This is a genomic window from Actinomycetospora sp. (assembly GCF_036497245.1).
GTDB lineage: Bacteria > Actinomycetota > Actinomycetes > Mycobacteriales > Pseudonocardiaceae > Actinomycetospora.
Genome location: NZ_DASXJS010000158.1, coordinates 1 through 26,436, shown reverse-complemented (window position 1 = coordinate 26,436; position 26,436 = coordinate 1). Strand labels below are relative to the sequence as shown.

At 72.0% G+C, this 26,436-nt stretch carries 30 protein-coding genes; 13 read left to right on the top strand and 17 right to left on the bottom strand.

From position 1 onward, the window contains the following. Positions 1-157: 157 nt before the first annotated feature. The gene (locus VGI02_RS17130; RefSeq protein WP_331628980.1) at positions 158-967 is read right to left on the bottom strand and encodes a GAF domain-containing protein; all 810 of its coding nucleotides are present in this window, start codon (positions 965-967) and stop codon (positions 158-160) included. 540 nt (positions 968-1,507) lie between these two features. Between VGI02_RS17130 and VGI02_RS17125 the strand changes: the two genes are divergently transcribed. Both VGI02_RS17125 and VGI02_RS17120 read left to right on the top strand, forming a co-directional pair. After that, positions 1,508-1,693, top strand: a complete 186-nt coding sequence (locus VGI02_RS17125) for an ANTAR domain-containing protein (RefSeq protein WP_331628978.1) — start codon at positions 1,508-1,510, stop codon at positions 1,691-1,693. 254 nt (positions 1,694-1,947) lie between these two features. Then, positions 1,948-2,793 carry a GAF and ANTAR domain-containing protein gene (locus tag VGI02_RS17120; protein WP_331628976.1) on the top strand — a complete coding sequence of 282 codons (846 nt, stop codon included), beginning with the start codon at positions 1,948-1,950 and terminating at the stop codon, positions 2,791-2,793. Between the two features lie 84 nt (positions 2,794-2,877). Here the strand turns inward: VGI02_RS17120 and VGI02_RS17115 are convergent, their stop codons facing one another. Both VGI02_RS17115 and VGI02_RS17110 read right to left on the bottom strand, forming a co-directional pair. Further along, positions 2,878-3,492, bottom strand: a complete 615-nt coding sequence (locus tag VGI02_RS17115; protein WP_331628974.1) for an ATP-binding protein — start codon at positions 3,490-3,492, stop codon at positions 2,878-2,880. 238 nt (positions 3,493-3,730) lie between these two features. Beyond that, the gene (locus VGI02_RS17110) at positions 3,731-5,449 is read right to left on the bottom strand and encodes a type IV secretory system conjugative DNA transfer family protein (protein ID WP_331628984.1); all 1,719 of its coding nucleotides are present in this window, start codon (positions 5,447-5,449) and stop codon (positions 3,731-3,733) included. 301 nt (positions 5,450-5,750) lie between these two features. Here VGI02_RS17110 and VGI02_RS17105 point away from each other — a divergent pair, with 301 nt between their 5' ends. Together VGI02_RS17105 and VGI02_RS17100 are read left to right on the top strand one after the other, a co-directional pair. Continuing rightward, a complete protein-coding gene (locus VGI02_RS17105; protein WP_331628972.1) occupies positions 5,751-5,927 on the top strand; it encodes a hypothetical protein in 177 nt (58 codons plus the stop codon). A gap of 367 nt (positions 5,928-6,294) precedes the next feature. After that, on the top strand, positions 6,295-6,714 hold the full coding sequence (locus VGI02_RS17100) for a hypothetical protein (protein ID WP_331628970.1): 420 nt from the start codon (positions 6,295-6,297) through the stop codon (positions 6,712-6,714). Positions 6,715-6,765: 51 nt separating this feature from the next. Here the strand turns inward: VGI02_RS17100 and VGI02_RS17095 are convergent, their stop codons facing one another. From VGI02_RS17095 to VGI02_RS17060, 8 genes are all read right to left on the bottom strand, one after another. Further along, a complete protein-coding gene (locus tag VGI02_RS17095; RefSeq protein ID WP_331628968.1) occupies positions 6,766-7,542 on the bottom strand; it encodes a hypothetical protein in 777 nt (258 codons plus the stop codon). Next, positions 7,539-7,682, bottom strand: a complete 144-nt coding sequence (locus tag VGI02_RS17090; RefSeq protein WP_331628966.1) for a hypothetical protein — start codon at positions 7,680-7,682, stop codon at positions 7,539-7,541. The genes VGI02_RS17095 and VGI02_RS17090 overlap by 4 nt, the downstream gene beginning before the upstream one ends. Then, on the bottom strand, positions 7,663-9,564 hold the full coding sequence (locus tag VGI02_RS17085) for a type IV secretory system conjugative DNA transfer family protein (RefSeq protein ID WP_331628964.1): 1,902 nt from the start codon (positions 9,562-9,564) through the stop codon (positions 7,663-7,665). The genes VGI02_RS17090 and VGI02_RS17085 overlap by 20 nt, the downstream gene beginning before the upstream one ends. A gap of 1 nt (position 9,565) precedes the next feature. Next, complete coding sequence (locus VGI02_RS17080) at positions 9,566-9,745, bottom strand: hypothetical protein (RefSeq protein WP_331628962.1); 180 nt, start codon at positions 9,743-9,745, stop codon at positions 9,566-9,568. Next, a complete protein-coding gene (locus VGI02_RS17075) occupies positions 9,742-10,083 on the bottom strand; it encodes a hypothetical protein (protein WP_331628960.1) in 342 nt (113 codons plus the stop codon). Before VGI02_RS17075 ends, VGI02_RS17080 begins: the two co-directional genes overlap by 4 nt. A gap of 224 nt (positions 10,084-10,307) precedes the next feature. Continuing rightward, positions 10,308-11,105, bottom strand: a complete 798-nt coding sequence (locus VGI02_RS17070; protein WP_331628958.1) for a hypothetical protein — start codon at positions 11,103-11,105, stop codon at positions 10,308-10,310. Continuing rightward, complete coding sequence (locus tag VGI02_RS17065; protein WP_331628956.1) at positions 11,102-11,323, bottom strand: hypothetical protein; 222 nt, start codon at positions 11,321-11,323, stop codon at positions 11,102-11,104. Before VGI02_RS17065 ends, VGI02_RS17070 begins: the two co-directional genes overlap by 4 nt. Beyond that, positions 11,320-11,568 (bottom strand): WhiB family transcriptional regulator, encoded by a 249-nt coding sequence (locus VGI02_RS17060; RefSeq protein WP_331628954.1) that lies wholly within the window; start codon positions 11,566-11,568, stop codon positions 11,320-11,322. The genes VGI02_RS17065 and VGI02_RS17060 overlap by 4 nt, the downstream gene beginning before the upstream one ends. A gap of 151 nt (positions 11,569-11,719) precedes the next feature. Here VGI02_RS17060 and VGI02_RS17055 point away from each other — a divergent pair, with 151 nt between their 5' ends. Then, on the top strand, positions 11,720-13,063 hold the full coding sequence (locus VGI02_RS17055) for an NsdA family TPR-like regulatory protein (RefSeq protein WP_331628952.1): 1,344 nt from the start codon (positions 11,720-11,722) through the stop codon (positions 13,061-13,063). Here the strand turns inward: VGI02_RS17055 and cutA are convergent. Continuing rightward, positions 13,013-13,339: a divalent-cation tolerance protein CutA gene (gene cutA, locus VGI02_RS17050; RefSeq protein ID WP_331628950.1), complete on the bottom strand. Its 327-nt coding sequence runs from the start codon at positions 13,337-13,339 to the stop codon at positions 13,013-13,015. The genes VGI02_RS17055 and cutA overlap by 51 nt on opposite strands. Positions 13,340-13,518: 179 nt before the next feature. Then, positions 13,519-13,878 (bottom strand): hypothetical protein, encoded by a 360-nt coding sequence (locus VGI02_RS17045; RefSeq protein ID WP_331628948.1) that lies wholly within the window; start codon positions 13,876-13,878, stop codon positions 13,519-13,521. 1,085 nt (positions 13,879-14,963) lie between these two features. On the opposite strand from VGI02_RS17045, the gene VGI02_RS17040 reads away from it, so the two are divergent. Next, on the top strand, positions 14,964-15,101 hold the full coding sequence (locus VGI02_RS17040) for a hypothetical protein (protein ID WP_331628946.1): 138 nt from the start codon (positions 14,964-14,966) through the stop codon (positions 15,099-15,101). A gap of 378 nt (positions 15,102-15,479) precedes the next feature. Then, the gene (locus VGI02_RS17035; protein ID WP_331628944.1) at positions 15,480-16,472 is read left to right on the top strand and encodes a hypothetical protein; all 993 of its coding nucleotides are present in this window, start codon (positions 15,480-15,482) and stop codon (positions 16,470-16,472) included. An 840-nt stretch (positions 16,473-17,312) separates the two neighbouring features. On the opposite strand, the gene VGI02_RS17030 is transcribed toward VGI02_RS17035, so the two are convergent. Continuing rightward, positions 17,313-17,435, bottom strand: a complete 123-nt coding sequence (locus tag VGI02_RS17030; protein ID WP_331628942.1) for a hypothetical protein — start codon at positions 17,433-17,435, stop codon at positions 17,313-17,315. Positions 17,436-18,117: 682 nt separating this feature from the next. Between VGI02_RS17030 and mobF the strand changes: the two genes are divergently transcribed. The 3 genes from mobF (at position 18,118) to VGI02_RS17015 (ending at position 23,458) form a co-directional block, all read left to right on the top strand. Then, positions 18,118-22,374: a MobF family relaxase gene (gene mobF, locus VGI02_RS17025; protein ID WP_331628940.1), complete on the top strand. Its 4,257-nt coding sequence runs from the start codon at positions 18,118-18,120 to the stop codon at positions 22,372-22,374. A gap of 2 nt (positions 22,375-22,376) precedes the next feature. Next, positions 22,377-22,910 (top strand): hypothetical protein, encoded by a 534-nt coding sequence (locus VGI02_RS17020; RefSeq protein ID WP_331628938.1) that lies wholly within the window; start codon positions 22,377-22,379, stop codon positions 22,908-22,910. A 386-nt stretch (positions 22,911-23,296) separates the two neighbouring features. Beyond that, the gene (locus VGI02_RS17015) at positions 23,297-23,458 is read left to right on the top strand and encodes a hypothetical protein (protein WP_331628936.1); all 162 of its coding nucleotides are present in this window, start codon (positions 23,297-23,299) and stop codon (positions 23,456-23,458) included. Here VGI02_RS17015 and VGI02_RS17010 read toward each other — a convergent pair. Next, positions 23,455-23,628 carry a hypothetical protein gene (locus tag VGI02_RS17010; RefSeq protein WP_331628934.1) on the bottom strand — a complete coding sequence of 58 codons (174 nt, stop codon included), beginning with the start codon at positions 23,626-23,628 and terminating at the stop codon, positions 23,455-23,457. The genes VGI02_RS17015 and VGI02_RS17010 overlap by 4 nt on opposite strands. A gap of 188 nt (positions 23,629-23,816) precedes the next feature. On the opposite strand from VGI02_RS17010, the gene VGI02_RS17005 reads away from it, so the two are divergent. The 3 genes from VGI02_RS17005 (at position 23,817) to VGI02_RS16995 (ending at position 25,704) form a co-directional block, all read left to right on the top strand. Then, positions 23,817-24,071, top strand: a complete 255-nt coding sequence (locus VGI02_RS17005; RefSeq protein WP_331628932.1) for a hypothetical protein — start codon at positions 23,817-23,819, stop codon at positions 24,069-24,071. A gap of 83 nt (positions 24,072-24,154) precedes the next feature. After that, on the top strand, positions 24,155-24,871 hold the full coding sequence (locus tag VGI02_RS17000) for a ParA family protein (RefSeq protein WP_331628931.1): 717 nt from the start codon (positions 24,155-24,157) through the stop codon (positions 24,869-24,871). Positions 24,872-24,873: 2 nt separating this feature from the next. Next, positions 24,874-25,704 (top strand): ParB/RepB/Spo0J family partition protein, encoded by an 831-nt coding sequence (locus VGI02_RS16995; protein WP_331628982.1) that lies wholly within the window; start codon positions 24,874-24,876, stop codon positions 25,702-25,704. A 15-nt stretch (positions 25,705-25,719) separates the two neighbouring features. On the opposite strand, the gene VGI02_RS16990 is transcribed toward VGI02_RS16995, so the two are convergent. Next, on the bottom strand, positions 25,720-25,965 hold the full coding sequence (locus VGI02_RS16990) for a hypothetical protein (RefSeq protein WP_331628930.1): 246 nt from the start codon (positions 25,963-25,965) through the stop codon (positions 25,720-25,722). A 6-nt stretch (positions 25,966-25,971) separates the two neighbouring features. After that, the gene (locus tag VGI02_RS16985; RefSeq protein WP_331628929.1) at positions 25,972-26,301 is read right to left on the bottom strand and encodes a DUF6247 family protein; all 330 of its coding nucleotides are present in this window, start codon (positions 26,299-26,301) and stop codon (positions 25,972-25,974) included. Between the last annotated feature and the right edge of the window lie 135 nt (positions 26,302-26,436).

Here is a 26,436-nt window from a genome sequence, read left to right as displayed (position 1 = left end):
GCGACACAGTCGGCGCACAGCCCGTGGAACAGGTCGATCACGTCGTAGTCGGTGACCAGGGTGTCGGCCAGGCGCACGAACGCGGTCACCAACGACTGTTCGCGCCCAGCTGCCGGTGTGCTCACCATGGATCCTCCTCATCTCCCTGCTGCGGGGATTACGGGTCGCTGTCCTCGCGCCCGGTGTTGTCGTGCCCGCCGGGGCGCCCATCGGTGGGGTGATCGGTGCTGGTGGTCTGCCATGCCCCGTCGGGCCCTAGGCGCAGTCGGCGGGCCAGGACGTCGTCGGCGACCTCGGTGATGTCCCGGCCGGTGCGGAATGCGAGCGCGCGGAGCCGCGCCAACGCGGCGGGGGCGTCGAGCCCGGACTGGGCGATCAGCGCCCCGGTGGCCTGGTGCACCTCGGCCCGCGAGAGCGTCAACCCGTCCCACCACTGCCCGCTGTCCGCGCCGTCGGTGTCGGTGCTGTTCGGGTCGTGGTCACCGATGATGCTGTTCGGGTCGGGATGCTCGAGCAGCAGCCACACCGCCGCGTCGGCGGCGCGCAGCGCCCCGCTCAGATCCTGGTCGCTCAACCCGCCGGGGGTGTCGCGGTAGCAGTCCAGCACCCCGATCTTGGTGGCCCCGACGTGCAGCGGGAACACGAACATGCCCCTTGCGCCGGTCTCGGCCGCGGCCGCCGCGAACACCGGCCAGCGGGTCTCGGCGGGGTCGGTGATGTCGGCGACCAGCACCGCGCGACCGGTACGGAACGACTCCACACACGGCCCGTCACCCAGACTGAACTGCAGCTCGTCGATCCGCGCCGCACCCGGGTCGGTGGCACACACCGGTTCCTGGCCCTGCTCGTCGTCCATGATGGTGATCGACGCCCCGGTCATCGGCAGCCACGTCACGCACGCCCGGCACACCGCCAGTGCCGCGTCGGCGCCACCCTCGACGACCGCGGCGGCCAACGCCCGGCTCAATCGAGCCTGATCCACCCCACACCCACTGCCCCGGGTCGTCGTCGCCAGGCAGCCGACCTGCCCGCGCCCCGACAAAGGTCCCGGTCGGGCCCACACCCACCGCGGAGATCCCGATTCATGGCCGCGGTGAGGCGGTGCGTGCCAGTACAGCACGGGTCGCAACACCGTCGGCTGACCGCCGAACCCGACGACACCGCCGGGCCCTCACACCACGATCATCCAGAGCTGGCTCGATGCCGGGTCGGACCGATAGTTGCGGGCCGGTCAGCGTGCGACCGGATGTTCGCCGGACGCGTTCCGCGGCTCTCGGGGCGCGCACCGCCCCCGGTCCGGGCAGCAGCGGATCGAGCTGGGCGATGCCGGGCCGACGAGGGGACATCTCTCACGGGCGCCTGGACGGGGCGGGGGATCTTCGACATATTGCTGGGTGCTTCGGCTCGGACCCCGCCGTCCGGCTCGCTGACCCGCGAGCCGTGTCGACCGAAGGGGGAAACATTGGAGCCGGATGAAGTCCTTGCCGCGGCGGTCGATGATCCCGTGGTGAATCAGGCTCAGGGCGTCCTGATGGCACAGCTCGACGTGCCGATCAAGGACACCCTCACGATCCTGCGGGTTCGCGCGATCTCGCAGGGGATCGCCCTCGAGGAGGTAGCCGAGAAGATCGTGGCACCCGTCGGGGAATCCGACGGGCCCGACCCCGACCCCGACCCCGGCCCTGGCCGCTGACCAGCTGGACAACCACGGGCCACGGTTGGCCGCGACCAGGCCGAGCGAGAACCAGCCGCAGGCCCGGGTCGAGGCAGCGGCGCCCACTGTTCGAGATGGCCTCGGTGGAGTGTGGGAACGAGGGGGCCAGAACCACGCCGGCTGGCTTCCAACACCTGATCGGGTTCTTGTAACGTCCTCTTTCGTCGAGCGGGCGCCCCCCAGACCCGGTCGACCAGCTTGAGTCCCCACGCGGCTCAAGGACGGGACATTTCGTGGACGTCAACCACGGCGACGAACTGGTCGTCGCTCTGCGGCAGGCCGCGGACCACTTGGCCCGGGACAGCATCTCGGACGTTGAGCACGTGCTGACCCAGATCGTCGCGTCGGCCGCTGAGACGGTGCCCGGTGTCGACGGCGGAGGTATCTCGCGCAGTGAGGCGGGCACCGTCCAGGCCTGCCACGCCACCGACGACGCGATCCGCGACCTGGACCAGCTGCAGTACACGCTGCGGCAAGGTCCGGGCCTGGATGCCGCCGAGAACCCACCAGCTTCCGGAGTCGTGGTCGCCCATGATTTCGCGGGCCAGACCGACAACGACCGGTGGCCCAGCTTCGCGCCGGCTGCGGTCCAGGCCGGGTACCACGCGGTGATCTCCGCGCAGCTGACCTCCCGGGGCCGTGGACAGCGCGCCGCGCTGAACCTGTACTCGCGTGAGCCCTGGGTGTTCACCGAACAGGCTCACACGATCGCCGCGCTGTTCGCCGCCCAGGCCTCGCTGCTGCTCTACGGCGCCGACCAGGGCGTGAGCCTCCAGCGAGCGGTCGACTCCCGCGACCTGATCGGGCAGGCCAAGGGCATCCTCATGGAGCGATTCGGAGTCGACGCGGGCCAGGCGTTCGAGATGCTGATCGCGTCCTCGCAGCAGACGAACATCAAGCTCGTCGACGTCGCCCACTGGCTCACCGAGCCGCACCGACCCACGGAGCCGGACGAGCCCCCCGACACCGGCGACGGCCTCCCAGGTCAACCAGCTGCGAGCCGGGTGAACCCCACCGAGTCCGAGGGAACGACCTGCTCATGGGTGGCCGCGAAGGCAGCCCGTGTCGCCAACCCCTAGAACTACGGTCGGAGTTATGGGCTGCGGGGCGGGCGCGAGGACAGCGGCGCGGGCTCCGAGGACAGCGGGTTGCGCTGGGGCTGGTCACCAGCGCAGGTCCGCCGAGCGCGCCAGGTCACCGCTGGCGGACCCGGCAACATGCGTTCGTCGCTGGGTGGTGGTGACCGCACGGCGTAGTACGACCACGGTGCCGCCGGGTCGGGGGTCGATGTCGGCGTCGTCGGTGAGTTCCGCAATGAGCGGTATGCCGCGCCCGCGCCAGCCGGGTTCGCGGTCCGGCTCTCGCCATCGGCCGTTGTCGCGGACGGTGATCACCACCTGGTCGCCCTCGAGCCGGGCGAACACCCTCATCGTTCCCGGCTCAGGCCGCCCGACGAAGGCGTGATCGACACAGTTCGCGAGGGCCTCGCCCACCGCCAGGACGAGGTCTTCGACCGCGTTCTGGTCACCGCAGACCTCGGCCAGCCAGGCGCCGACCTCTCGGCGTAGGCGGCGGACGTTCCCGGCCAGCGCCGGCAGGTCGGCTGCGCACGTCCCGGCCGGATGACCGGTCGATCGTGCGCGGTCACCTCGCTCGGCTCCCATGACCAGCAGTGATACCAGGGTTCGCGTGGCCAGTCTGTCTGGTGCCGGGCCCGGTTCGAGTTCACCTCGGCGGTCGGGTCCTCGGCCGCGAGCCGTTTGATCACCACCGGTCACGCCGGGCTGCGGTCGGTTCCCTCACCGTCGGCCGGGGCGCCCGTGTGGGTCGTCGAGCAGCGGCAGGCGGGGCAGGCGGGCGGTGAGCCCGAGCAGGTCGAACAGACGCCGGGGCGCGCCCGTGCCCGAAGCGGACCGCGATCGCCCACCAACCAGCCGATCTCGGGGAGAACCCAGCGGCACTGAACCCGGTGCGCCTCAGCTCGCTCTCGCACGCCCACGTGGCCGTGGAGATGTGTCAGCGGGTGAGGGCGGTGCGGGTGGCGGTGATGGGGTGGCGCCACCAGCGGGGCCAGCGCGCCCGATAGGGCGTGCCGATGCGTTGGCGGGCGAGGCGTTCGTAGCCGGGTTCGAAGGCGACGACGGCGGGTTGGGCGGGTGGTCCGAGGATCAGGGCGTGCCACATCGGCAGCGACCGGATGACGTGCGGCGGGATCAGCCTCTCGGTGCCGGCGGGGACGTCCTCGCCCCGGCCCCACCGGGAGCCGGTGGTGGCGGGCCGGCGGAGTTGGCGTTCGCCGGCGAGGCGGCTGAGGTCGTCGAGGAACCCGGCGGCGGCGAGGTCGCGCAGGATCACCCGGGTGATCATGTTGTCGAAGATGACGTCGGCGTCGTCGTGGCCCCAGACGGTGTCGAGTTGGGCGCGGGACTGCACGAACGCGAACGGGACGATGCCCCAGCCGCGGAACTCGGTGACCCAGCGGGGCAGGTCGACCGGGGTGAGGTTGGCGACCTCGTCGAGGACCATCCCGAGCGGCTCCGGGAGGCGCTTGGTGGTCTTGGCGGTCTCTCGGGCGTCGTAGGCGATCAGCTCGGTCAGCGCGGTCATCATCGCGGCCAGCCCCTGTTTGGTGGCGTCGCCGACGACGTAGAGCGTGGCGTGCTCGGCCAGGAACCGGGCCATGTCGAACGGGCCGCCGCGGGTGTCGCGGGCGGCGCGGACGGCGGCGGCGCCGCCGGGGTGGCCGAGGTATTCGGTGGTGGCGATGACGGTGCCGAAGTAGCCGTCGCGCTGGCGGCGGCTGGTGTCTAACCGGGCACGCAGGTTGCTGATCCAGCCCTCGGGCACGCGGCCGGGGTGGGCCTCGAGGATGCGCAGCGGCTCGGGGTCGTCGGGGTGGTGGCTCCAGTGCTGCACCTCGAAGCTGGACCCGCCGGCCAGCGCGGCCGCGAGCAGGTAGCAGCGGAGAATCTGGCGGCCGGCGTCGGCCCAGAACCCGTCGCGCAGCGTCCCGCCCAGGCTGGCGCCGCGGATCATCGCCGCGGCGGCGACCTCGGCGCGCTCGCCGTCGTGGCAGCCGGTGACGGGGTCGAACGCGACGTTGTGGCGCCCGCCGGTGACCCCGAGCGGGTCGAACACCGACACCGGCCCGAGCCGGGCCCGCCACGGCGCGGTGGCGTCGAGTAGCTCGGACTTGGTCGAGGTGATCACCGCCGCGGCCGGCAGGTCGAGGATGATCGGGATCGCGTACTGGGACTTGCCCGAGCCCTGCGGGCCGAGCACCAGCACCGAGCGCGGGTACGGGGCGCGCAGCAGCTTCTCGCGCATCGGCCACCGCCCGGAGATCACCTCCCCGACCACCCAGCCGGCCTGGTCAGCCGTCGCGTCGGGGCGGCCCCAGAACCGGGCGGCTTCGCCGCGGATCGCGTCCGGGCTGGCGGTGCGGCGCCACTCGGGGAGGTTGAGCCAGTCATCCGGGGGGCCCAGCGCGCGGCGCAGAGCTTGGCGCTCGGTGAAGAACCAGCGGTGATGCAGCCACACCCCCGCCGTACAGAGCGCGGCGAACCCGAACAGCACCCCGGCGCTGCTCCCGAGGATCGCGCCGGTCGGGATGCCCGGCGGGGAGTCGGCGAGCACCCCGGGGAACACCGTCAGGGCCAGCACCGCGACCACGACGCACCCGGCGGCCACCGCGGTCAGCTGCCACTCGAAACGTCGGGCGTCCGGCTCGGTCATCGCCACGGGCAGGCTCCCTTGTCGTCGCTGTCCATCGACCGGGGCGCCACATCACGCCCCACCAAGACAGACCTCCCGGACCCCCCGGAAAGATCCCCACGACGGCGAAAAAGTTCCGAGAACCCCCCGACCGGGGCACTCAAGTGCGCTCTCCGGTGCTCGGCCGGTCGGGTGATGGCGCGGCGGGGTCGGCGACGGGCACGATCCCTGCCGGAGGTGCCGCGATGGGACACGGGCGGTACGGGCCAGACGCGGGCGACGCGACGTCCTCGCGGCCGGCGGGCAGCGGCGCAAGCCCATGGTGAGCGCCAACCAGAGGCCCGGCCGCGATCCCGCCGCGGTGCCGGGCCTGTCGGCGGCCACCCGAGAACAGCAGATACGGCGGCTCGCCGACCTCGCCGAGGCCCTGCTGATCTTCGCGGCGACGTTGGCGTTCGGGGCCGCGGCACTGGTCATCACCACTATGCTGGCGGGCTGACCCCCGGGGGAAGACTGCCAACGACGGGCACCGCGCCCCCACCGCGCGGTCACTGGCCCGCAGCGTCGCCCTCCGCGGGGGGCGCGTCAGCCGATCAGCGAGTCCCCCTGGGCTGGGTCCCCTCCGGCACCCCGGGGCTGCTCGAGACCCGGGGCGGCGGCCCGTGGGCTCGATCACCACCGGGTAGTGTGCGCGCACCCGAGACCGGTGCGAGCGCGGCCGCGCCGACGGGCCGCGACCCCGTGTGGGGGCCTGCCTGGCCGGGCCCGGGGCCACCCGCGAGGGGGGACGCCACCATGACCTGGACCGTGCTGAGCTCGCTGCCGGGGATCGGCCAGCGCCGGGAGCGCGACGAGGATGAGCGGCCGTGACCGGGCCGGGGCCGCTGGGCACCTGGGACCTGAACCCGGCGGCCGACTCCAAGATCACCTTAGTGCAGGCTTACCGAGCCGCGCTGGTGGTGGCCCGCCACCTCGGTGATCAGCCCGCCGAGGTCCGCGAGCTGCTGGCCATGCTCGGCCTCGTGGACCCGGGCGGGGACACCCCCGCGGGAAGCGCGCCGGCCGAACCGGGCACGTCGGCCCGGGCGCTGGTGGACACCGCAGCCGCCGTCGAGGCCCTGCACCTGCCCGAGGCCACCCTGAACTGGTTCGCTCGGGCCGAGATCGTCCGGCCCGCCCGCGTCGACCCGGACGGCTCCCGGTGGTGGAACCTGCCCGACCTACGAAGCCAGATCGCCCCCTACCGGGGCGAGGACAGGAACGGCCACCGAAAACGCCGGTCCTGACCACGGCGGCGGCGCTCATGGCGGCCCGGTGCTGCGCCGGTCTTGGGGTGATCACTTGTCGGGGGCGGGTCGCCGGTGGGTGAGGTCGGCGGTCATGGCCTCGCGCCACGCCGGGCCCCAGTGCTCGACGGTGGCGGGCAGCATCCGGGCCTGGTCGTACTCCTCGGCGCGCGCCGCCGAATAGTCGATCTTCTGGAGGTGCCGGCCGGGTGCGCAGAGCGGCTCGGGCTTGGTGCCCGCCTCGGTCGGGACCAACCCCGGTAGCGCGGCGAGGACACCGGGCAGGCTGCGCAGGTGCCAGTCCTGGGCTTTGGTGGCCGGGGCCCCGGGCAGGTGGGCCTCGAGGTAGCCCTGCCGCAGCCAGGTCAGCTGGGCGAGCATCGCCGGGTGGTGGGGCCAGCAGTCGAACAGCTGCAGCCGGGTGATCCCGTAGGTGGGGACGAGCAGCTCCCCGACCCAGCGGCCCAGCGCGTCCCACGCGGTCTCGGCCTGCTGGCGATCGAGCAGCGGCCAGCACCACGGGCCGGGCGGGTCGGAGCGCAGCCCGACCGCGGCCTTGGCCGCGGTCAGTCCCGGGTCTTCGGCGGCGGTGTTCTCGGCGTCGTCGACCAGTGCGGTGACCTGGCCGTGCAGCGTCGCGACCTGCTCCTCGAGGGCGGCGACCTTCGGGGCGGTCTCGGCGAGCAGCCCGGCGGACTCGCGGGTGATCTCGTCGGTCTCACGCAGGGTGCGGCGCAGGGCGCGCAGCTCCGCGGCGACGTCGCCGATCGCGCCGCGACGTGTGCTGCTGGGCCGCCCGCCCTGGCCGCTGTCTTCCTGCTCGCTCACCGGTCGACCGGCTCCCCGCGCTCGTCGTCCCCGTCGTGCTGCCCGGGTCCATGATCGAGCTGCGGCGGCTCGGCGTCGACCGGGTACAGCCCCTCGTCGATCGGGGCCAGCGGGGCAGGCTCACCCGCGGGCGCGGACATCGCGGCGCAGCCACACCGGTCGGATACGGGTGATGGTCACCGGGGTGGCCCGGTGGACCAGCAGCCCGTGCCACTGCGGCAGCGTGCGGAGCAGGTCCACCGGCAGGATGCGCCGCCACTCGTAGCGGATCGTCCCCCCGCCGGCGTCGAGCTCGACGCGGCGTTCCCCGCACAGCCGCGAGATCGCCTCCAGGTCGGCATCGAGGGTCAGCCCCCCGAACACGATTTTGGCGTTGGTGGCGTTCCAGATGGTGTCCGCGCCGTTGCGGCCCCACCGCTGCGCGAGCTGCGACGGGGACTGCACCGCCCACACGATGTGGATGCCGCGCCCGCCGGCGTCGGCGACCCACCGGTCCAGCGGCACCGGGGTGGTCAGGGCGGCCTCGTCGAGGATCAGCCCCAGCGGCGGGTCCAGCCGCCCCTTCGGGCACCGGGCGGCGAGGCGCTTGGCCTGCTCGAACACATAGGTGGTGAACGCCGCGGCCAGCGGGGCGACCGAGGCGTGCGGGCGCTCGGAGAGGATCACGTACAGCGTGGCGCGGTCGCCGAGGAACCGGGCCACATCGAAGCCCGGCTCGTCCTCGGCCGGGCAGCACGCCTCGGCGACCGTCGGGTCGGCCATGAACGCCACCGACTGCGAGAGCGTGAGGAAGATGGACTCGCGGGTGCGCTTGGCGTCGGTGTGGAGCACCTGGGCGAGCTCGGCGGCCCAGCCGTCGGGGGTCTGGTCGCGGTGGGTGTGCTCGAGCAGTTCGAGCGCTTGACCACCGGTCCCGACGGGGTCGGCGACCCAGCGCTGCACCGCGCGCATGTCGAGCCTGCCGAGGTCGGCGGCCATCAGGAACGAGCGCAGCACCTTCGCCGCGGAGTCCAGCCAGAACGTGCCGTCCTCCCCACCCGCGGCCGAGGTGGCCCCGACCAGGGCACCGGCCCGCTCGGCGGCCGTGGCCGGGTGCGAACAGCCGGCGACTGGGGACCAGCGCATCGTCGAGGCCACTCCGCCGATGCCCTCCGGGTTGAAGACCTCGACCCGACCGGAGCGCGACTTCTCCATCCGCAGCGCCGCGGTGTGCCAGTACACGTCGGTCTTGGTCGAGGTGGTGAGCACGGCCCCGGGGTGGTCGATGACGTGGTGGCCCATCAGCGCGGTCTTCGCGGTCTGCGGGGGTGCGATCAGTCCGACGACGTCGCGGAACGCGGCGTAGCAGTGCTGGCCCCACACCGGCCCGACCGTGGAGCGCCCGAGCCAGGTGCCGCACTCGGTGACCGGCAGCCGCTCGATCAGCCACCGGCGCCGGGCCGACGCGGCGATCCGCTGCCCGACCTCGTCGAGGTCGTCCGGGTCGGGCAGCGTGGCGGCGATCGAGGGCCGCATCGTCGCGGTGATGCCGCGGACCGCGTGCGCGGACACATTCCGGCGGAGGTCCCAGAAAGAGGCCCATCCGTCGAGACCGAGCCGGGTCCGGACCCGGCCGCGGATCGTGTGCGGGTAGGCCATGCGCCCTGCCCGGACACCCCACACCAGCACCGCCGGGGTCGCCACGAGGGCTCCGAGCAGCGAGAACAGGTTGAGCAGGGCCGCGTCGAGCAGTCCAAGTACGGCTGTTGCGGCGAGCACCGGCCAGTGCCCGAGCAGGTCCGCCGCCCACGTCGACCACCGCGACCAGCGCGGGTGCGACGCCCAGGCCCGTCCGGCGACCAGCGCGGAGAGCACGGTGCTGATCGCGGCCGCGACTACGAGACCGGTCACGGTCCGGTAGCCCCGGCCCCCGGCTTGCGTGAGGTGGGGGCCGCTGCGGACGGCCCAGAAGCGCATCCGCTGCACAGTGACGCCGCGGGCACGGCTCGCGGTCCGCTCGGCCCGGTTGGACGTGATGGTCATGTCAGCCCCTCTCTCGGTCCTGTTCGTCGCGGTAGCGCTCGACCGCGTCGATGAGGTCGCGGTCGCCGCCGCAGAAGCAGAAGTGCGATCCGGGCTCAGCGACCTGCTGGCGCGCGAACAGCTCCTTGGTCAGGGCGTCGCGCTGCTGGTCGCTCAGTTGGCTCGTCGTCGGCTGGCTCATCGCTCGCGCTCCTCGTCGTCGAGCTCCGGGCCGTAGCGCTGCGCGAGGCGCCGCTCGGCGGCTAGGACCTCGAGGTGCGCGTCCGCGGTCTCGGCGCCGTCAACGTCCCCGACCCGCTCGGCGTCGTCGCGTTCACGGGTCAGGTGCTCGCGGTCGTCGTCGTAGCGCTGGACCGGGAGCCGGATCGCGTCGATCAGCTCCGCGTCTTCCTGCTCGGTGAGGACCCGGAACCCGCCTGGTGTCTCGGGGTCGAAGCGCAGCGCCCCGCTCTTCGACTGCGCGGCCTGCTCGACCAGCGCGTCCATCTCAGCGTCGCTGGGCCACTGGCGGGCGCTCACCGCTCCCGCTCCTCGTCGTCGATCTCCGGATCGCGGGCCTCGATCAGCGCGGGCCGCTCGGTGGGGACGCGGTCGATCTCCCAGTCCCCCTCGTGGCCGTGCTCCGCCACGAACCGGTCGGCCTCGATCTGCTGCCTGATGTACGGGTGGGATGTAGTAGTCGAGGTCGGGGTCGCCGTGCTCGGCGATCCACTCCTCGGTCAGGCCACGGGCCTCCGGACTGCTCATGCGGTTCCTCCTGCGGTTGCGGGCTCGACCAGGTGCAGGCCGAACAGAGACGGCGGGTTGTTCGGGTTGTGCTCGAGGTGGCTGCGGGCGTCGGCCAGGAGCCGCCGACCGGTCCGTTCGCTGACTTGGTGCATGGCGGCGGCCTGTGCTCCGGTGACGTCGCAGCCGGCGGCGAGGAGCTCGGCGACCTCGCGGACCCGCGCGTCGACCGGGTCCTGCGCCGGCTGCTCCTGCTGGGGGTCGTCGGGCGGGGGCACCGGCTCGGTGACCAGCTCGTCCTCCACGACGGGGGCCGCCTCGGGGTCCGGCTCGCTAGCGGATAGCACGTTGCTAGCGACCTGCTCGCGAGATGTGAGCTCGGCGGCGCGGACGGCCTCGGTGAGCCGATCCCGGAGAGCAGGCGCGACTTCGGCGGCGAGAAGGACGAACACCGGAGGCACGGAGTGCAGGACGACCGCCGAGGGGACGCCGTCGCGCCACGCCGACCACGTATTCATCGCGTAGGTGGCTCCGAACGCAGCCCACTTCGTCGCGGCGACCTGCCACGGCATGGCCACCTGCCAGCGGGCGGTGACCTGCTCGGCGCGGACCACCGCAAGCAGCAGCACCGACACCATCGGGTCGAGCAGCCAGGCCACCGCCCAGGCCGGGGACAGTGCCGCGGCGCCCGCGGCGGCGAACGTCTGCACGTTCACGGCGGTGAAGGCCAGCCCGAGGCCGATGGCGACCCACGTCGCGGAGTCGACAGCCCGGCGGGCCTTCTCCGCGGCCGCGGCGGTGTCCTGCTCGCTCACGAGTCACCGCCGGTGGACCAGGCGACCACCGCGACCAGGGCCACGACGAACAGGCCGGCAGGGACCAGCGCCCACAGGCCGACCAGCGGCTGGAGGAACCCGCAGCTGAGCTCTAGCCCCGGCAAGGTCCACAGCAGCCACAGCAGGTCCGGGCGGGGCCCGGTCGCCTTCGCCCGCCGCGCCTGGCCGGCGGGGAGGGACCGGGTCGGGGCGTTCACGACGCGGCCTTACGGGCCCGGCGGATCGCGCGGCGCTCGTCCTCGGACTTGCCGCCCCAGACCCCGTGGCTCTCACCTGCGGTCAGTGCGTGCTCGAGGCAGGCCGCTCGGACTACGCAGCCAGCACACACCGCGACGGCAGGCCCCGAGCGCTTCCCGGTGTCCGGGTAGAACATCCGCACGTCGAGGTCGCGGCACGCGGCCTGCGACCTCCATCCGTCATTGCGCCTAGCCACCGTGGGCATCAGCCCCACCTCCCTGTCCCTGCGCCATTCCGGCGACGGGATCTAGAGAAGCGTTGCGGGGTGTCCTATCGGCAGGTCATGCTGATGACACAGGGTGGGTTAACTCGCGAGTAACTCCCAGGCTCGCGGATCGCCCGGGGGGACGATGACCATGTCGAAGCCACGCCGCGAGAAGCCGCCGCAGGAGCTACCGAAGCACGTCCTGACCAGGACGGACTTCGTCGACGCCTGCGCCCGCCGCGACATCGGAGCGGTCCTGAAGCTCGCCCGCCAGTACGGCGGGACGGGCTTCACCGCCTCCCACATCGCGCGGCTGTGCGAACTGACCCCAGCCCGGGTCGGCGAGTACATGAGCGGCAAGCGCAAGGCGACCAGCGTCGACGTCATCGCCCGCATCGCTGATGGGCTACGCATTCCCGGAGCCATGCTCGATCTTGGTATCCGGGAATGGGAAGACGCCCAGGAAGAGGTCACCGTGCTCCGTCGCGACTTCCTCAAGGCCGGTGTCGCATCCGCCCTGGCCGGCGCCGCAGCGCTCACCGCCACCGGGTCAGCCGCGGCCGCCACCCCCACCGAGCAGCGTCTCGACCGGCAGGCCATCGACGAGGCTCGCGAGCGGATGGCGCGGCTGCGCAAGCTCGACGACCACATGGGCGGCGCCGACACGTTCGCGCTCTACAAGGCCGAGGTCGACCTGACCCAGCAGACTCTGCGGACCCGCAGCGCCCGCGACCAGGTCACCCGCGCCGCGATGCTGGCGCTACTGGCCGAGCAGATGCAGCAGTGCGGGTGGGCGGCGTTCGACGCCGGCTGGCAGCCCACCGCCACCGACCTGTTCTCTGGCAGCTTCGAGGCAGCGAAGGAAGCCCGTAGCCCCGACCTCGCCGGGAACGCGCTGGCGCTGCGCTCCTACCAACTGGTGTCGACCGGCGCGGCCGGTGTCGAGTCCACCGAGCACTCGTTCGACCTGGCTGAGCGGCCCGACACCCACCCCGTGGTGCGCTCGCTGCTGTTCCAGCGCGGCGCGTGGACGCACGCGGTCAACGGCGACGCCGAGCGCACCAGCCGGGCGCTGGGCCGCGCCGAGGAGGCACTGCAGGTCGACCGGGACAGCGCCGCGCCGGACTGGGCGGCGTGGGTCGACTCCCGCACCGAGCTCGACATCATCGGCGGCCGCTGCTGGACCCAGCTGCACCGCCCGCTGCGGGCCGTCCCGGCGCTGGAGTCCGCGCTGGCCTCTTACGACGACTCCCACGGCCGGGACAAGGCGCTGTACTCGTCGTGGCTCGCCGACGCCTACATCGACGCCGGAGAACCCGAGCAGGCAGCGACGATCACGGGCCGGGCGGTGAACCTCGCCAGCGGGGTCGCCTCGGTCCGCCCGAACCAGCGGATCGCCGAGGTGATCGCCCGCCTCGAGGAGTACGCGAACTCCCCGGCGGTGTCAGACCTTCTGTGCCGAGACGCGGTTGACCCACTCCGCGTACGGAGCTGACGCCTGCGCCAGCGGGATCGCGGTCACCTCGGGGTTGTTCCACACGTGGTGCTCGATGAGGTGGTGCTCGAGCGCGGCCCAGTTGCTGGCGGTCGTCTTCAAGATGACCTGCCACTCCTCGCCGGTCCCGAACTCCCCAAGGTGCCAGAACACCGACGTCACGGGCCCGGCGACCTGACCGCCGGCCGCGAGCTGTGCTTCCACGGCCGACTTGGCGAGCGCGATGGCGTCGTCCTTCGTCGGCGTCACGGTCTGCACCTGCAGGAGGTCTTCCATGCCATCGACGGTAGGTGCTCTGGCGCCCGGTCGATAGATGTCGGCTTGGACCAAGCGGCGAGGCAACGCGAGCCCGGTCACCGGCCATCGAGGGGAAACCGGTAACCGGGCTCGCGCACTTGCCCCCGTAGTCAGCGCCGAGCGCTCTCCCGACCTCGGCGTTGACTCCGGACGATCTATCAGTTGTCGGCGGAGATGGGGTTGCTGCAGCTCTTGGCGTTGACGGCGCCGTTGCCGTGCCCAGCCGAGGACAGGATCGGCAGGCCCAGGGCGTTGTCCTGGACGGGGACCTGGACGCCCAGGACGTTGACCGGGACGTCGTTGTTGCACAGGTCGCCGGTGGTGTTGGGGGCGAAGTCGCTCGAGTTGAGGAGGCCCTTCTGCACGGTGGTCCCGTCGTCGTGGTGGCGCGAGACACCGTGGTCGTCGCCGCTGTCACCACCGTCGTGGCTGGGGTTCGCGAGGGCGAGGCCGGTGGTGGAGAGCAGGCCGGTGGAGATCATGGCCGTCGCGAGGACGGCCTTGCGCAGGGTCGCCATGAGCGGCGGGTCCTTCCTGGAGGGGGAGCCCGGCCAGGCGGTGATCACACCGCGCGACCGTTGCAGTTACGTGTCGTCAACCCCGGCACGTGGTTATCGGTCACGGTTTCCGTCACCCGTTCATCGCAACGGGTGACGAGACTGCACTCCCTCGAAGGGGACTACTCGAGCCAGCACCGGGGACACGATGAAGCTTGGATGACCGCCATGACCGACTGGCCGCACCCGGGGGCACGTGTGCTCGTCTGATCCGAGCGGCCTCCGTCCTCCACCCCGCGGGACCCGCATGAGGCGACTGTGGACCACGTCGCCGGCCGCACTTTCACCGTCGAGCCACCTTCAACCGCTCACTGGACGCAGCAAGCCCGTCCGACACGGCGCTGGCGCGTTCGCGTCGGAGACGTTCGTGGCCGTAGACGCCGACTCCGACCGTGCTCACGATGTTCTCGGGACGACCGCCAGACGGGACCGCGACACCGAGGCCTCCCGCGCGGTCCACGCGTGGCTCGCAGACCGGAGCGCCGAGAACCGGCACGCCGCGATCAATGCCCTGCAAGCCATCGACGAGGGGTAGGGAGGACGCCATGGCGAAGCACGTGCGCCACGAGCTGGTCCTGGAGTGCGACCTGTGCAAGGCCACCCTCCAAGTCATGGACCCGCGCCGCGGCGTCGGCCCCTACGTGAAGGGACTCCGCGCTGCCGGGCGGGTCGAAGGGTGGTCCGCCGGACCCCCGGACCTCTGCCCTGCATGCGTACCGATCGCGCAGGAGGCCCCAGAGGGTTGGGACCGCCACGAGGACTGCCCCGAGTGCGGAAAACCCATCCGTCGGCTCGGGGCTCTCGGCACTGTGCCGCCGCACTACCCGCTGCCCGGCGGTCGGGTCTTCCGTCAAGGCGCCCGGTGGATATGCGCCGGCAGCCAGCGCTACCGGGTGGAGGCGACTGGCGGCGGCGGCGCGACGTAATAGCTGGTGACCGCGTGTCGCTGCGCTGTTCCTGCGCGCCGGAACGGCACGCTGACCGTTATGGCGCGCAGGAAGACGGGTCGCCCCAGCAAGGGTGAGCGTGAAGAGGTCCGGGCCAGGGTGCCCATATCGCTTCGCCGGGCCCTGCAGGAAGAGGCCGCGCGCCGCGGCATGACCGTCAACGATCTCGTCGGCGAGACCCTCGCCGAGCTCACCGGGGTCCCCTACACCGAGCAGGAGGCCCTCAAGAGCGCCTGACACACGAAACGCCCCGGTCCGGGAAGACCGAGGCGCTCGCGCAACTACATGATCCCCGCTCGACTACGGGCCCTGCCTGGCTACCAACCTGGGGCACCCGCGTCGGCGGCTTAGTGCTGCGGAGCCGAGATTACATCGGAACCTCCGCCGGTACATCCTGCGCGCGTCCGCGACACGCCGTCGACTGACGCACGCGGCCATCCGGCGACCCCAAAAACCCGCACTCGCCCTACTCAAGGCGTCGGGCGCGCCCACCGACGTGCCGCCGCGCGCGCCCGGTCGCTGGCCTACGGCCGTCGCCGCGCCGCACGACGGGTGCAGGCCGGACGGTTCGCCCCGCACCCCGGGTGGCGACACCGGGTCCCCGAGGGCGCCGTCGTGCTCACCGACCAGGCCGCGGCCCTCGCCCGCGCCGAAGAGCTCGTAGACGTCGAGCTGTGGCGCGCCGACCGCCGCGCTGCCGCCCTCACTGTCCTGCGGGGCCTCGTGCACGGGATGAACTGGGAGACCGGGCTCGTCGCCGGTGTGACCCGCGCGCACCTCGCCGCGGGCGCCGGCTGCTCGGTGCGGACCGTGTCCCGCGTCGTCGCCTGGGCCGTCGAGGCTGGCCTTCTGGTGTGCATCGAGACCGGCGCAACCGCCGAGTTCCTCGGCACCGACACCAACCGGGCGCCGTCCTACGTCCTCACCGCGCCGGTCGGAGCCCTTGCTGTGGAGCAATCTGGCAACCCCCCCGCCTGTGGCGGTGAGAGATCTAGCCCTAGGCGTGAACGAGGGCTCAAGGAAGGCCACGACGAACAGGGCGGAGGCTCGTCGTGGCCTGTCTACGACCGTGCAACGACGACGGAGGCACGCGCTAGGGCCGTTCAGACGCTCCTCGAACGCACCGGGCTCGCTGGCCGCGTCGTCCGGTGGCGCGCCGTCGCGATGCTCGGGCCCTGGTTCGCCGAGGGCTGGTGCGTCGCCGGGCTGTTGCACGCCCTCGATCACCACCCCGACCAGCCGGGCGCCTCCCGGGGCGACGCTGCCCGTGCGGCGCGGGACCCGCTCCGGGTCATCGGCCACCGGCTCTCGCCGTGGCGAGGTCGTCTGGGCGACCTACCGGCCGGGCTGGCCGCGGTCGATGGCCACGCGCGGCGGACACGGGCGGCCACCCTCGCCGAGATGGCCACCGGGACGGACACGGCGGCCACAGCCACGGCTGGCCGGTCATGGCCGGGGTTGTCCGGGCGGCCACGGGCGGCGGCCGAGACGCGGGCAACAGCACGCGCGGAGATCAGTCGGGTGCTGTCCAGGCCACGGGCAAATCGGGCGGCCATGGGCGGGTACAGCCGGACACTAGGCAGCAAGCCCGTAGTTGTGGATCACTAGCAGCCGGGCACTGTTCGCAAATGCGAAATCCACACCTGCGCTGCCCCTGCCGGGCTCCGACGAGCGACCGTGCATGGGCAGTGCCCGGCCATCAGACCAGGATGTGCGGAGCCTCGGCGATCGCGCGGGGGCTGGGGGCAAGGGGGGATGGATGCTCGCCTGGTGGCAGTACGGGTTGTGGGGGGCCTTCGGCGGCGTAGCGGTGGAGGCGATCGAATTGCTTGGCGCGACCCAACGCGCAAACGGTGTGCCCTGGAAAAAGCCCGGCGAACTCGGACCGGGAGCCCTCGCTATCACGACCGTGATCCGCCTCGGGCTCGGCGCCGGACTCGCGATCGCGCTCGCGCAGAACAACGAGATCACCGGCGGGCTGGGTGCGCTGTCGGTGGGAGTATCAGCGCCGCTGATTCTCGAACAGCTCGGTAAGACCGCCGCAATCAGCACCGTGCGCCCGCCCCTGCACCGCAAGCCCCTCCCGCCTCTGCGACGCCCGAGTGGCGTGGCCAGGCAGAAGCACCCGAGTACGTGCCGCGGCCGGTGCCGCCGCCGCCGGGTGGCGCTCCCGAGCCCCAGGCTCCCCCGATGCCGATCCGACGTGGGAGGGCCGTTGCCGTGGCGGTGGCCGTGCTGCTCGTTCTCGCCGGGGGTGCGACCTTCACAGCGCTCAACACCACGACACTGGCGAGTGCGCCGCCGCCTCCGCCCGCCCGTACCGCGCCGCCCGGAGCGGGCCCAGCCATCCCGACTCGGCTCGTTCCGACCAGCCCCACCGCGGCGCCACCGGAGCCACCGGCGGCTCCCTTGCCTCCGGCACCAGGATCATCCCCCGGGTTGGGGGTGTCACTCCCGGTCGCCATCGCGGGTCTGGTGGTGGTCGGCCTGGCGGCGCTGGTTGTCGTGGTCGCCATCCGGACAGTCCACCTCTCCGGCGCCGATGACGGCGCCCCTGAGCATGTTCGTCACCCGGACGACTCTGGGCAGCCGAAGCGTGCCCCGCTACGGAGGTTCCTCGCCGGGCTGTTCCGTTCCACCCCTGCCTTCGGCGGCACGACCGAACTGTCCTCGGCAGAACGATAACGGGTGCCGCCCGCGGGGCCCCGTGGTCGCCGACGAGATCACTCCGTCGCTTGCGGTGGGCCACCGCGAAGGTCACCAAGGTCGAACGGCGGGACGGGGACACCGCCACCGAGGACGAGGCCCCGGTCTCAGTTCTCCTCGTCGAGGGGGACCCATCCGCCGAAGCGGCGGAGCCACTGATGATCGTTCTCGCACTGATACCAGCCGCCACTAATGACGTCTTCGTCGATCACCCAGCCAAGCTCCCCGCCGCACCGTGGACATGCGTTCCTCGCCATACGTGAGCACCGTAGGACCCGACCTTTTGTTCGACCACTACCGCTGACACCACTTCCGTCTGCTCCGCAGCCGACCCCCATCGACTCCTCGACCTCCTGGCCGCGGCTTCCCGTCTCACCTCTCGTTGTTGACCTTCGACCTTCGGTCGATCACGGCACTTCGCTGCACTCAGCTCAAGCATCTCGCTACGCTCGCCAAGGCACTTCGCTTCGCTCATCACCAGCACACCTATGCCATTAAGTCCTGGATTGATCTTGGACGTGGTCGCGGCGGGCCTTACCGTCGGTCCATGCTCCGGATCAACGCCATCGGCGCCGGGGCAGTCGACTACCTCCTCAAAGGCTGCGACGACCCCGGGCACGACCACCGCGAGGTCGCCGACCGCGCCGATTCCGCCGGCCCCGGGGCCGATCAGTACTTCGCCCGCGCCATCGAGCGCGGCGAGCCGGCCGGGGTCTGGATGGGCCGCGGGTGGGAGGCCCTCGGCCTGGACATCGAGGTCGGCGGACAAGCTGCCGAGGACGACGTCCGCGCGATCTTCGGGCAGTTGCGTCGCCCCGACTCAACAGTGGGCGACCCGGCGTTCATCGGGTCGAAGCCGCGTAGCTTTGCCGGCTACGAAGACCGCCTCGACAAGCTCAAGATGGCTGAGCCCGACGCCAGCCCGGAGCGGCTCCGCGAGATGGAACGTGAGGCGGCGACCTCGGGGCAGCGAGCCGTCGCCTATTACGACCTGACGTTCTCGCCGGTGAAGTCGATCAGCCTGATGTACGCCGCGTACATGGCGGCTGGCCTGCACGAAGAGGCCGCCGCAGTCCGCGCCGCCCACGACGACGCAGTGGCGATCGCGCTGGGCTACGCCGAGGAACACGTCGCTTACACCCGCTTCGGGCTCACCGAGATGGGCCGCGAGTACGTGCAGGCCGAGGGGCTTGCCGCGGTCGTCTTCGCGCACCACACCTCCCGCGAGGGGGAGCCGCAGCTCCACACCCACGGCGGGGTGCTCAACCGGGTCGGAACCGGCGACGGACGCATCGGCGCCCTCGACGGCAAGGCGTTCCGCCCGTTCAAGGAAGCCATCGCCACCGCCTACGAACGCGGCATCGAGCAGCACCTGACCGACCGGCTCGGGCTGCGGTTCGTGACGCGCCCCGACGGCAAGGCCCGCGAGATCGCCGGGATGGACCCGGACCTGATGGCCGAGGCCAGCACCCGTCGGGGGCAGGTGACCGCCCGCGTCGAGCAGCTCGTCGAGCGCTACCGACAGCGCCACGGCGGCCGGGAACCGGGCGCGCGGGCCCGCCGCGACATGGCCAACGACGCCACCCTCGACACCCGAGCGACCAAGCCCGGTCTGGCCGGCCCGGCCGCCGTGGCTGCGTGGGTTGACCGCGACCGTGGCCGCCGTGGCCGCCTGGTGGCCACCGTCGACGAGGTGGACATGGCCGCGATGGCCGCGGTCATGCCGGTGGCCGCGAGCCCCGAGCGGGTCGCCCAGGCGTTGGCCGCCGGTCTGGCCGACGTCCAGGCGCAGTACTCGACGTGGCAGCTCGGCAACCTCGTCGACGCGATCGACCACCACCTCGGGGACGTCTCAACGCTGGGTGTCCCCGCCGCTGAGCGACCCGCCGCGCTCGAGGCGCTCGCCCGCAGCGTCATCGACCCCGCCGCGGGCTTCGGGGTGGTCCAACTGACCGGGCACGAGCCCGTCGAGGTGCCGGGAGCGCTAATGCGCCGCGACGGGCGACCCACCTGGCGCCCGCACGAGGAACGCAGATTCGCCACGGCCGATCACCTCGGCACCGAGGCGGGCGTCCTGAGCTTCACGCAGACCCGGGGCGCGCAGCGCACCGACCTTGATCGCGAGACCCGCATGGCCGTCCCCGAGCGCGGGATCGCCGCCGTCGGAGAACCGACGGTCGTACTCGAGCGGGCAGGGCTCTCAGCCGATCAGGACGCCGCCGTGCGCGGCATCGTCGGCTCCGGCCGTCACGGCGACGTGCTCGTCGGGCCCGCTGGCACCGGCAAGTCACGGACCGTCGGAGCCCTCGCCGCCGTCTGGAGTGAACAGGTCGGCGGCACCGTCTACGGGATCGCGGCCGCGCAGATCGCGACGTCGAACCTCGCCGGCGACGGCCTGACCGCCCTGAACATCACCCGGTTCCTGGACGCGGTCACCCCGGACCCGGTCACCGGCGCCGCCCGGCGGCCACTGGGCAGTCGGGACCTGATCGTCGTGGACGAAGCGTCCATGTCGTCGACCGCTGACCTCGCCGCGATCAGCACCGCAGCGGCCCGCGCCGGAGCGAAGGTCGTCTACGTCGGCGACCCCCACCAGCTGGACGCAGTCGGAGCCGGTGGGCTGTTCTCCCACCTGGTCGAGACGCTGCCCGGCGACCAGGTCCACACCCTCGACCAGCCTCACCGCTTCACCAACGGCTGGGAAGCGGAGGCGTCGCTGCAACTGCGCGCCGGGGATGTCCGCGCGGTCGAGGCCTACGCCGACCGTGGCCGGCTCATGGCCGGGACGGTCGAAGAGATGGCCGCCGCCGCCCGCCGTGGCTGGCTCGCTGACCGGCTCGACGGACTCGACGCGGTCCTGGTGGTCGGGTCGAACACGACCGCCGCGGACATGGCCGCCGAGCTGCGTACTGAACTGGTGCACCTCGGCCGTGTCGAACATGAGCAGCTCGCGCAGCTCGGCGACGGAAACCCCGTCGGAATCGGGGACGTCGTCGAGGCCAGGCGCAACGCCTGGCAGCTGCAGGTCGACCCCTCCCCCGAGGGAGAGGCCGAAGCCGTCATGAACCGAGGCCGCTACACGATCCTCGGACGCGGTGACGACGGCACGATCCTCGGTCGAGACCGGCACGGCGCTGTCGCGCACCTGCCTGAGGAGTACCTGCGCGATCACGCCGCGCTGGGCTACGCCTCCACCGAGTACGGCGCCGAGGGGATCACCGCCGACGCCGCCCACGGCCTCGTCGACCGCGCCGCCAGCCGCGAAGCCGTCTACGTGCAGGTCACCCGCGGCCGCGAACACAACTACCTCTACCTCGTGGCCGAGCGGGAACCCGACGAGCACGAGCCGCAGCGGGTCGCGCAGGTCGCCGCCGAACGGCTTACCGAGCTCGTGCAGTCGTCGAACGCCCAGCAAGCCGCGTCCGCGGTCCGCGACCACGCCCAGGAGGTCGAGTCGTCCGGACCCGCCCTCCTGACCAGCCTCAACGCCGCCCTGGAGGCGGACGGACACACCCGCTACCTGGACACGTTGCGGGAGAAGCTCGGCGACCGGGCACCGGGGCGCCACGATCCCACCACCGGTCGCCTGCTCGCGGCCCTGACCAGCGCCGAGCTGGCCGGTCACGACGCGGACGCCCTTCTCGGAAGGGCCATCGAGTCCCGCAGCCTCGACGACGTCGACTCGGTCGCCGAGACCCTCCGCCACCGGGTGCGAGGCCTGGAGATGACCCAGGAGCCACAGCGACAGGTCGACGCGGCGGACTGGACCTCGCGGCTCCCGCAGCATGACGGGGAGGTCCCCGACTACGGCCGCGAGGTGGCGGCACGGTTGACCGAGCGGCAGCGTGACCTCGGGGACCGGGTCGCCACAGAGCAGCCCGCGTGGGTCGTGTCGCTCGGTGAGGCCCCGGATCCGGCCGTCGACGCCGAGGCGCGGGACGCGTGGCGGGACCGTGCCGGTCTGACCGCGCTGTACCGCGAGCACGCGGGCATCGACCCTGAGCAGTCGTCGCTCGGCGCTCCCCCAGCCCGGGACCGGGTATTGGAGCGCGCCCTGTACGACGCCGCGTTGGACGCGACCCGCGACAGTCACGAACCGGAGGCTTCGGGCGGGGACTGGCGCGCTGCGGAGGACGCCGAGCTGTACGCGACGCGCGAGCGGTGGGTCCGGGAGCTGGAGCAGGCCCCGTCATGGGTCGCCGACGAGCTCGCCGACACCCACTCCCTGGCCCGCGGGTACCGGGAGGACGCGGCGATCGAGCGGGCCCGCGCGGAGTCGCTGCCCGAGACCGACCCGGGGCGCGAGCAGGTCGCGGACGACGCCGCCCGATCGGCACTGTTCGCTGAGCAGTACGAAGCCGAGGCGGCCGAGCTCGAGGTCGCGCACCAGCGGCGGGCGTCGTGGTGGGAGTCGTCGACACCGCAGCGGGACGCCGATGTCGCGGCTGCCGACGAACTCGACCGTCGCGGGCTGCCGCCCGAGCGGGTCGTGGAGCCCGACGTCGACGAGCCCGAGCCGGTGCAGGTCGAGGAACCGGAGCCGGAACCGCAGCCTGCGCAGCCGGAGGTGGACGTCGCCGCCGACCTCGCTGCCGCCCGCGAGGCGCAGCGGCAGGCCGAGCTCGAGGCCATTGAGCGCGACGCCGCCCGAGAGGCCGCTGCCCACGAACCCGAGGTGGGTCCCGAGCCGGAACCCGAGCCATCTCTGGACGAGCTCGCCCAGGAACGGGAACTCCTCGCGCCCGAGCGGGAGCCGTCGCAAACTGAGGTCGAGCTCGACGAGGGCCCGGAGATGGAGATATGACCATGACCGCCGACCTCCAACGGCCGCCGTCGTTGTTCTCCGTCAGCACCGACGTCCCACCCGACGACGCCTGGCACCTCCAGATCAGCCCGCCGGCGGCGTTCCTCGCATGGCTAGCGACGCGGGTCCCGGCCGGCGGCTCGGCAAGCCCGGACCCGTCCGCGGCGTCGGTCTATGACGTCGCCAGCCAGCGGGCCCTGGCCACAGTGATGCTGGCGCTCCCCCAGGTCCCGATGGACTGGCAGCGGCACGCGACGGTCCCGTGGTCGACCGCGCCGTACCCGCACGTCCACGTCTACATCGGGGCCAGCGACAGCGACGGTCGTCCCGTCTCCCGGGAGACGATCGAGAAGGTCGGCAAGGACGCCTGGCTCGCCCACCTTGACCGGCTCATCGAGTACACGGGCCGCCGCCCCGACCTGGGGATCGTCTGGACCCGTCACGGGATCGACGGCATCGACGACGCGTGGGTGGAGACCGAAGAGGTCTGCTCAGAGCTGTACGGGCCCCGGACGACCGTCGTGGCCTGTCCGTAGGACTCCGGCGGCCCTCCGGGGGCGCTCCGCGGGGGCCTCGACTCCAGCAGGGGGCCTCGACTCCAGCAGGGGGCCGGAGTGATCAGGATCGGGTCATGTCCAGTGGGTGGTCACCAGGTGGTCCCTGCCATCCCCTCAGCCGACCGGAGGTGACCACGGAACCCCCGGACCCGCCAGGGACCGCTCCGCTCGCCTGCGGCGCCCTGGCCCGCCCGGAGAACCCGAGGTCCGTGAAGCGCGGCTGAGACGACGGCAGGGACCACCGAAGCTCAACGTTGTGTGCGAGGCGCGGGTCACCGGGACGCGCGGGTCGCGCAGCGGGTGAGTGTCGGTGGGCGGTCGTAGCGTCAGAAGACGTTCAGGAAGAGGACCAGGCCGCGGGCCCCGTGACCGTATTCGACCGGCTGACGAGCGCTGGGCTCTCGCCGGACCGGATCGGCTGGTGGCTCGCGCAGGAGCCGGGCTCGGTGAGGGTCAACGACGAGCCGGTGACCGACGACCCCTGCACCCCCGCCGCGTCGCCGGCCCGCGTCGTCTTGTGGAGCTAGTCGCGACCGGTGTCGCGCTTGAGCTGCTCGATCATGTCGTCGGCCGTCGGGACCTCTTTTAGAAGCGGCGATTTGGCGGCGATCGCGCGCAGCAGCGGACCCATGTCGTCCAGCGCGGTGACCATCGCGTCGTCCACGGCGGCGACGAGCTCGGGACCGGGTTCGGTCACGATCAACCTCTGAGGACGTCGACGAGTGTGAGCCCGCGACCGCGAAGGTGGAGCCAGGTTCGGAACGTCCTCATGGACTTGCACGGTGCTCCAGTCGAGCTATCGCTTCCATCGAACACATGTTCGATAATGCTGGCATGACTCGACGCCCACACGCCCGTCTCGCGGCCGCCCAAGCCAGCGCCGCCGTGAGCATGCGCCAGGCGGCGCAGCTGCTCCGCGAGGAGCAAGGCCCGGTGAAGCCCGACGTGCGTTCAGGGCTCGCCCGACTACTCGAGGCAGTCGCAGACCAGCAAGGTGCGGCGAGCACGTACGTCTGGAGCGGCGCCAACGCCGTGGCGAACACCCTGAACGCCCAACCTCTCGACCAGAGCATCGGCACCGCCATCGAGAGGGAACGGGAGGGCATCGAACGCGCACGTACCGGCGCGCCGCCGACCTGACTCCCAGGACACCTCTGGCAGCATCCCGAGGGCCAATCCGAAGTACCGCCATCGTCGGCGGGAAGCACACGGAGGAGCTCTCCATGGCACGCGTCCACGTGATCGCGAATCAGAAGGGCGGCGTCGGCAAGACGACCGTCACCGTGAACCTCGCCGCGGTAGTCGCCGACACCCTCGGCGGCAGCCTCGAAGAACCCCAGGTGTTGGGGGTCTCCACGGACCCGCAGGCGTCGATGATGGAGTGGGCAGAGCGAGTCGGCGACGCGCTCCCGTTCGACTTCGCGCAGTGCCACGACGACCCCGGCAGTCTCAGCCGGCTCCGTCAGCTCGATCAGTATGCGCACATCTTCGTCGACACCCCAGGCTCCCTGGAGGACGAGGCGATCCTGCAGACGGTGCTCGCCCAGGCCGACGACGTCATCGTCCCGCTGGAGCCGGAGCCGATGTCGTTCTCGCCGGCAGCTCGGTCGATCCAACGAGTCATTGCGCAGTCCGGGGCACCGTGGCGAGTGCTGCTGAACAACTGGGACCCACGCGACGGTGACGCCGACCTGCTCCAGACGAAGGCCTACGTCGCCGCTCAGGGGTGGCCCACCTTCAACACCGTCGTCCGGCACTACAAGCTGCACACCCGGGCGTCAGCGGAGGGCGTGACCGTCGTGCAGTTCCCGAAGAACCGGGTCGCGCTCGAAGCCCGCCAGGACTTCTTCCGGCTCGCTCTCGAGGTCCTCGGAAGCGACGGCCAAGCGCCACGGCACGCCCAGAGCGGTAACGCCGTTACCGCCTCGAAGGGGGCGTGACGATGGGACGCCGCGTTGACTTCGCCTCCCTCGCCGCGGACCCAGTCGCCGACAGCGAGCCGCGCCCGACGAAGCCGGCTGGAGTGACCGAGCTTCCGATCGACAAGGTCGCGGCGAATCCGCTGAACCAGCGGACCGAGGTCGACGAGGACCAGGACGAGCTTGACCGCATGGCCGACACGATCCGCGAGCACGGGCTACTGCAGCCGCTCGTGGTGTGCACCGTGGCGGCGTTCGTCGAGCGCTACCCGGACCAGAAGAGCGCGGTCGGGGACGCCCGGTGGGTCACGCTGATCGGGAACCGACGGCTCCCCGCGGCTCGTGCTGCCGGGCTGGCCCAGGTGCCGGCCGTCGTGAACGACGAGCGCGCTGACTCGATGTACGAGGTCATGCTCGTCGAGAACTCCCACCGCCGGGACCTCGCGCCGCTACGGGAGGCGCAGGCGATGGCCCAGGTCCTCGAGCGGGACGACATCTCCCAGCGGGAACTGGCCCGCCGCATCGGACGAACCCATCCCTACGTGGTGCAGCGGCTGACCCTGCTCGGACTAATTCCACCGCTGCGCGACGCACTAGACGCCGGGACGCTGCCGATCGAGCGAGCCCGTCAGCTCGGGTCGCTTCCCGTCGAAGAGCAGCAGGTGATCGCAGACGCAGGGCCGCCGTACCGGGCTGCGGGTGGTAACGGCGTTACCACCCCCGCGCGGCGGCGGCCGACGATCCCCACCGGCGACCCGGCAGCTGCAGCCCAGTCAATCCGCGAGGTCTACACCGGCGAGCAGCTCACCGAGCTCATCAGGCTGCTGTCCGAAGACGTAGTCCACACTCGCTGACGAAGGAAACGCCCGTCAAAAGGTGATCTGCTGGAGCCGGACATGAGGATCGCCCTCGTCGTGGATCGTGAAGAGAACCATTCCGCGCCCGCCCAAGCCGAAGGTCTCGATCCTGGCGGGAGTGCGCGGACCGAAGGGTCGACCGACCGACCACGGGTCGGCGGCGATGGCCTCCAGAACGACTCCGAAAGCCACGGACAACGACTCCGGCATCGCCTGCTCCGCAGCACGGGTGCTCGGAGTGCGGCGGATGTCGTACACCCGTGACTACATACCAGCCTTCTGCCGGGTGACCTCGAACGACTCGCCCTGGGGAGTCGGTACTCCCGTCACGATCTCGGCGACGGCTCTCACTGACTCGCGGAACGATGCCGGATCAGACTGGAGTACGGCGACCTGCCGCCAGTGCTCGACGACCTGGTGCACCCCGGTGAGGTCGTAGGTGCGGCGGGCGTCGTCGAGGGCCGACTCGTAGTCAGCATTGAACCGGGTGCGGTCTTCCGGGAACAGGTGATCAGTGATCGTCTTTGGGGACGTCCCGATCAGCAGCGGGTGCTCGCTGGTCGGCCCCTCTTCGACGTGTTCCGCGGCCGTCATGGAGCCACCGTAGCGAGAACCCACGACAACCAGCGATAGGCCACGGCAACCAACGAAATCCGGCGGGGGAAATATCAGGGCTGCCCACCGCCAGGGCACATGTCGCCGCCCTGGGCGGCGTGAGGCTCGAACCGG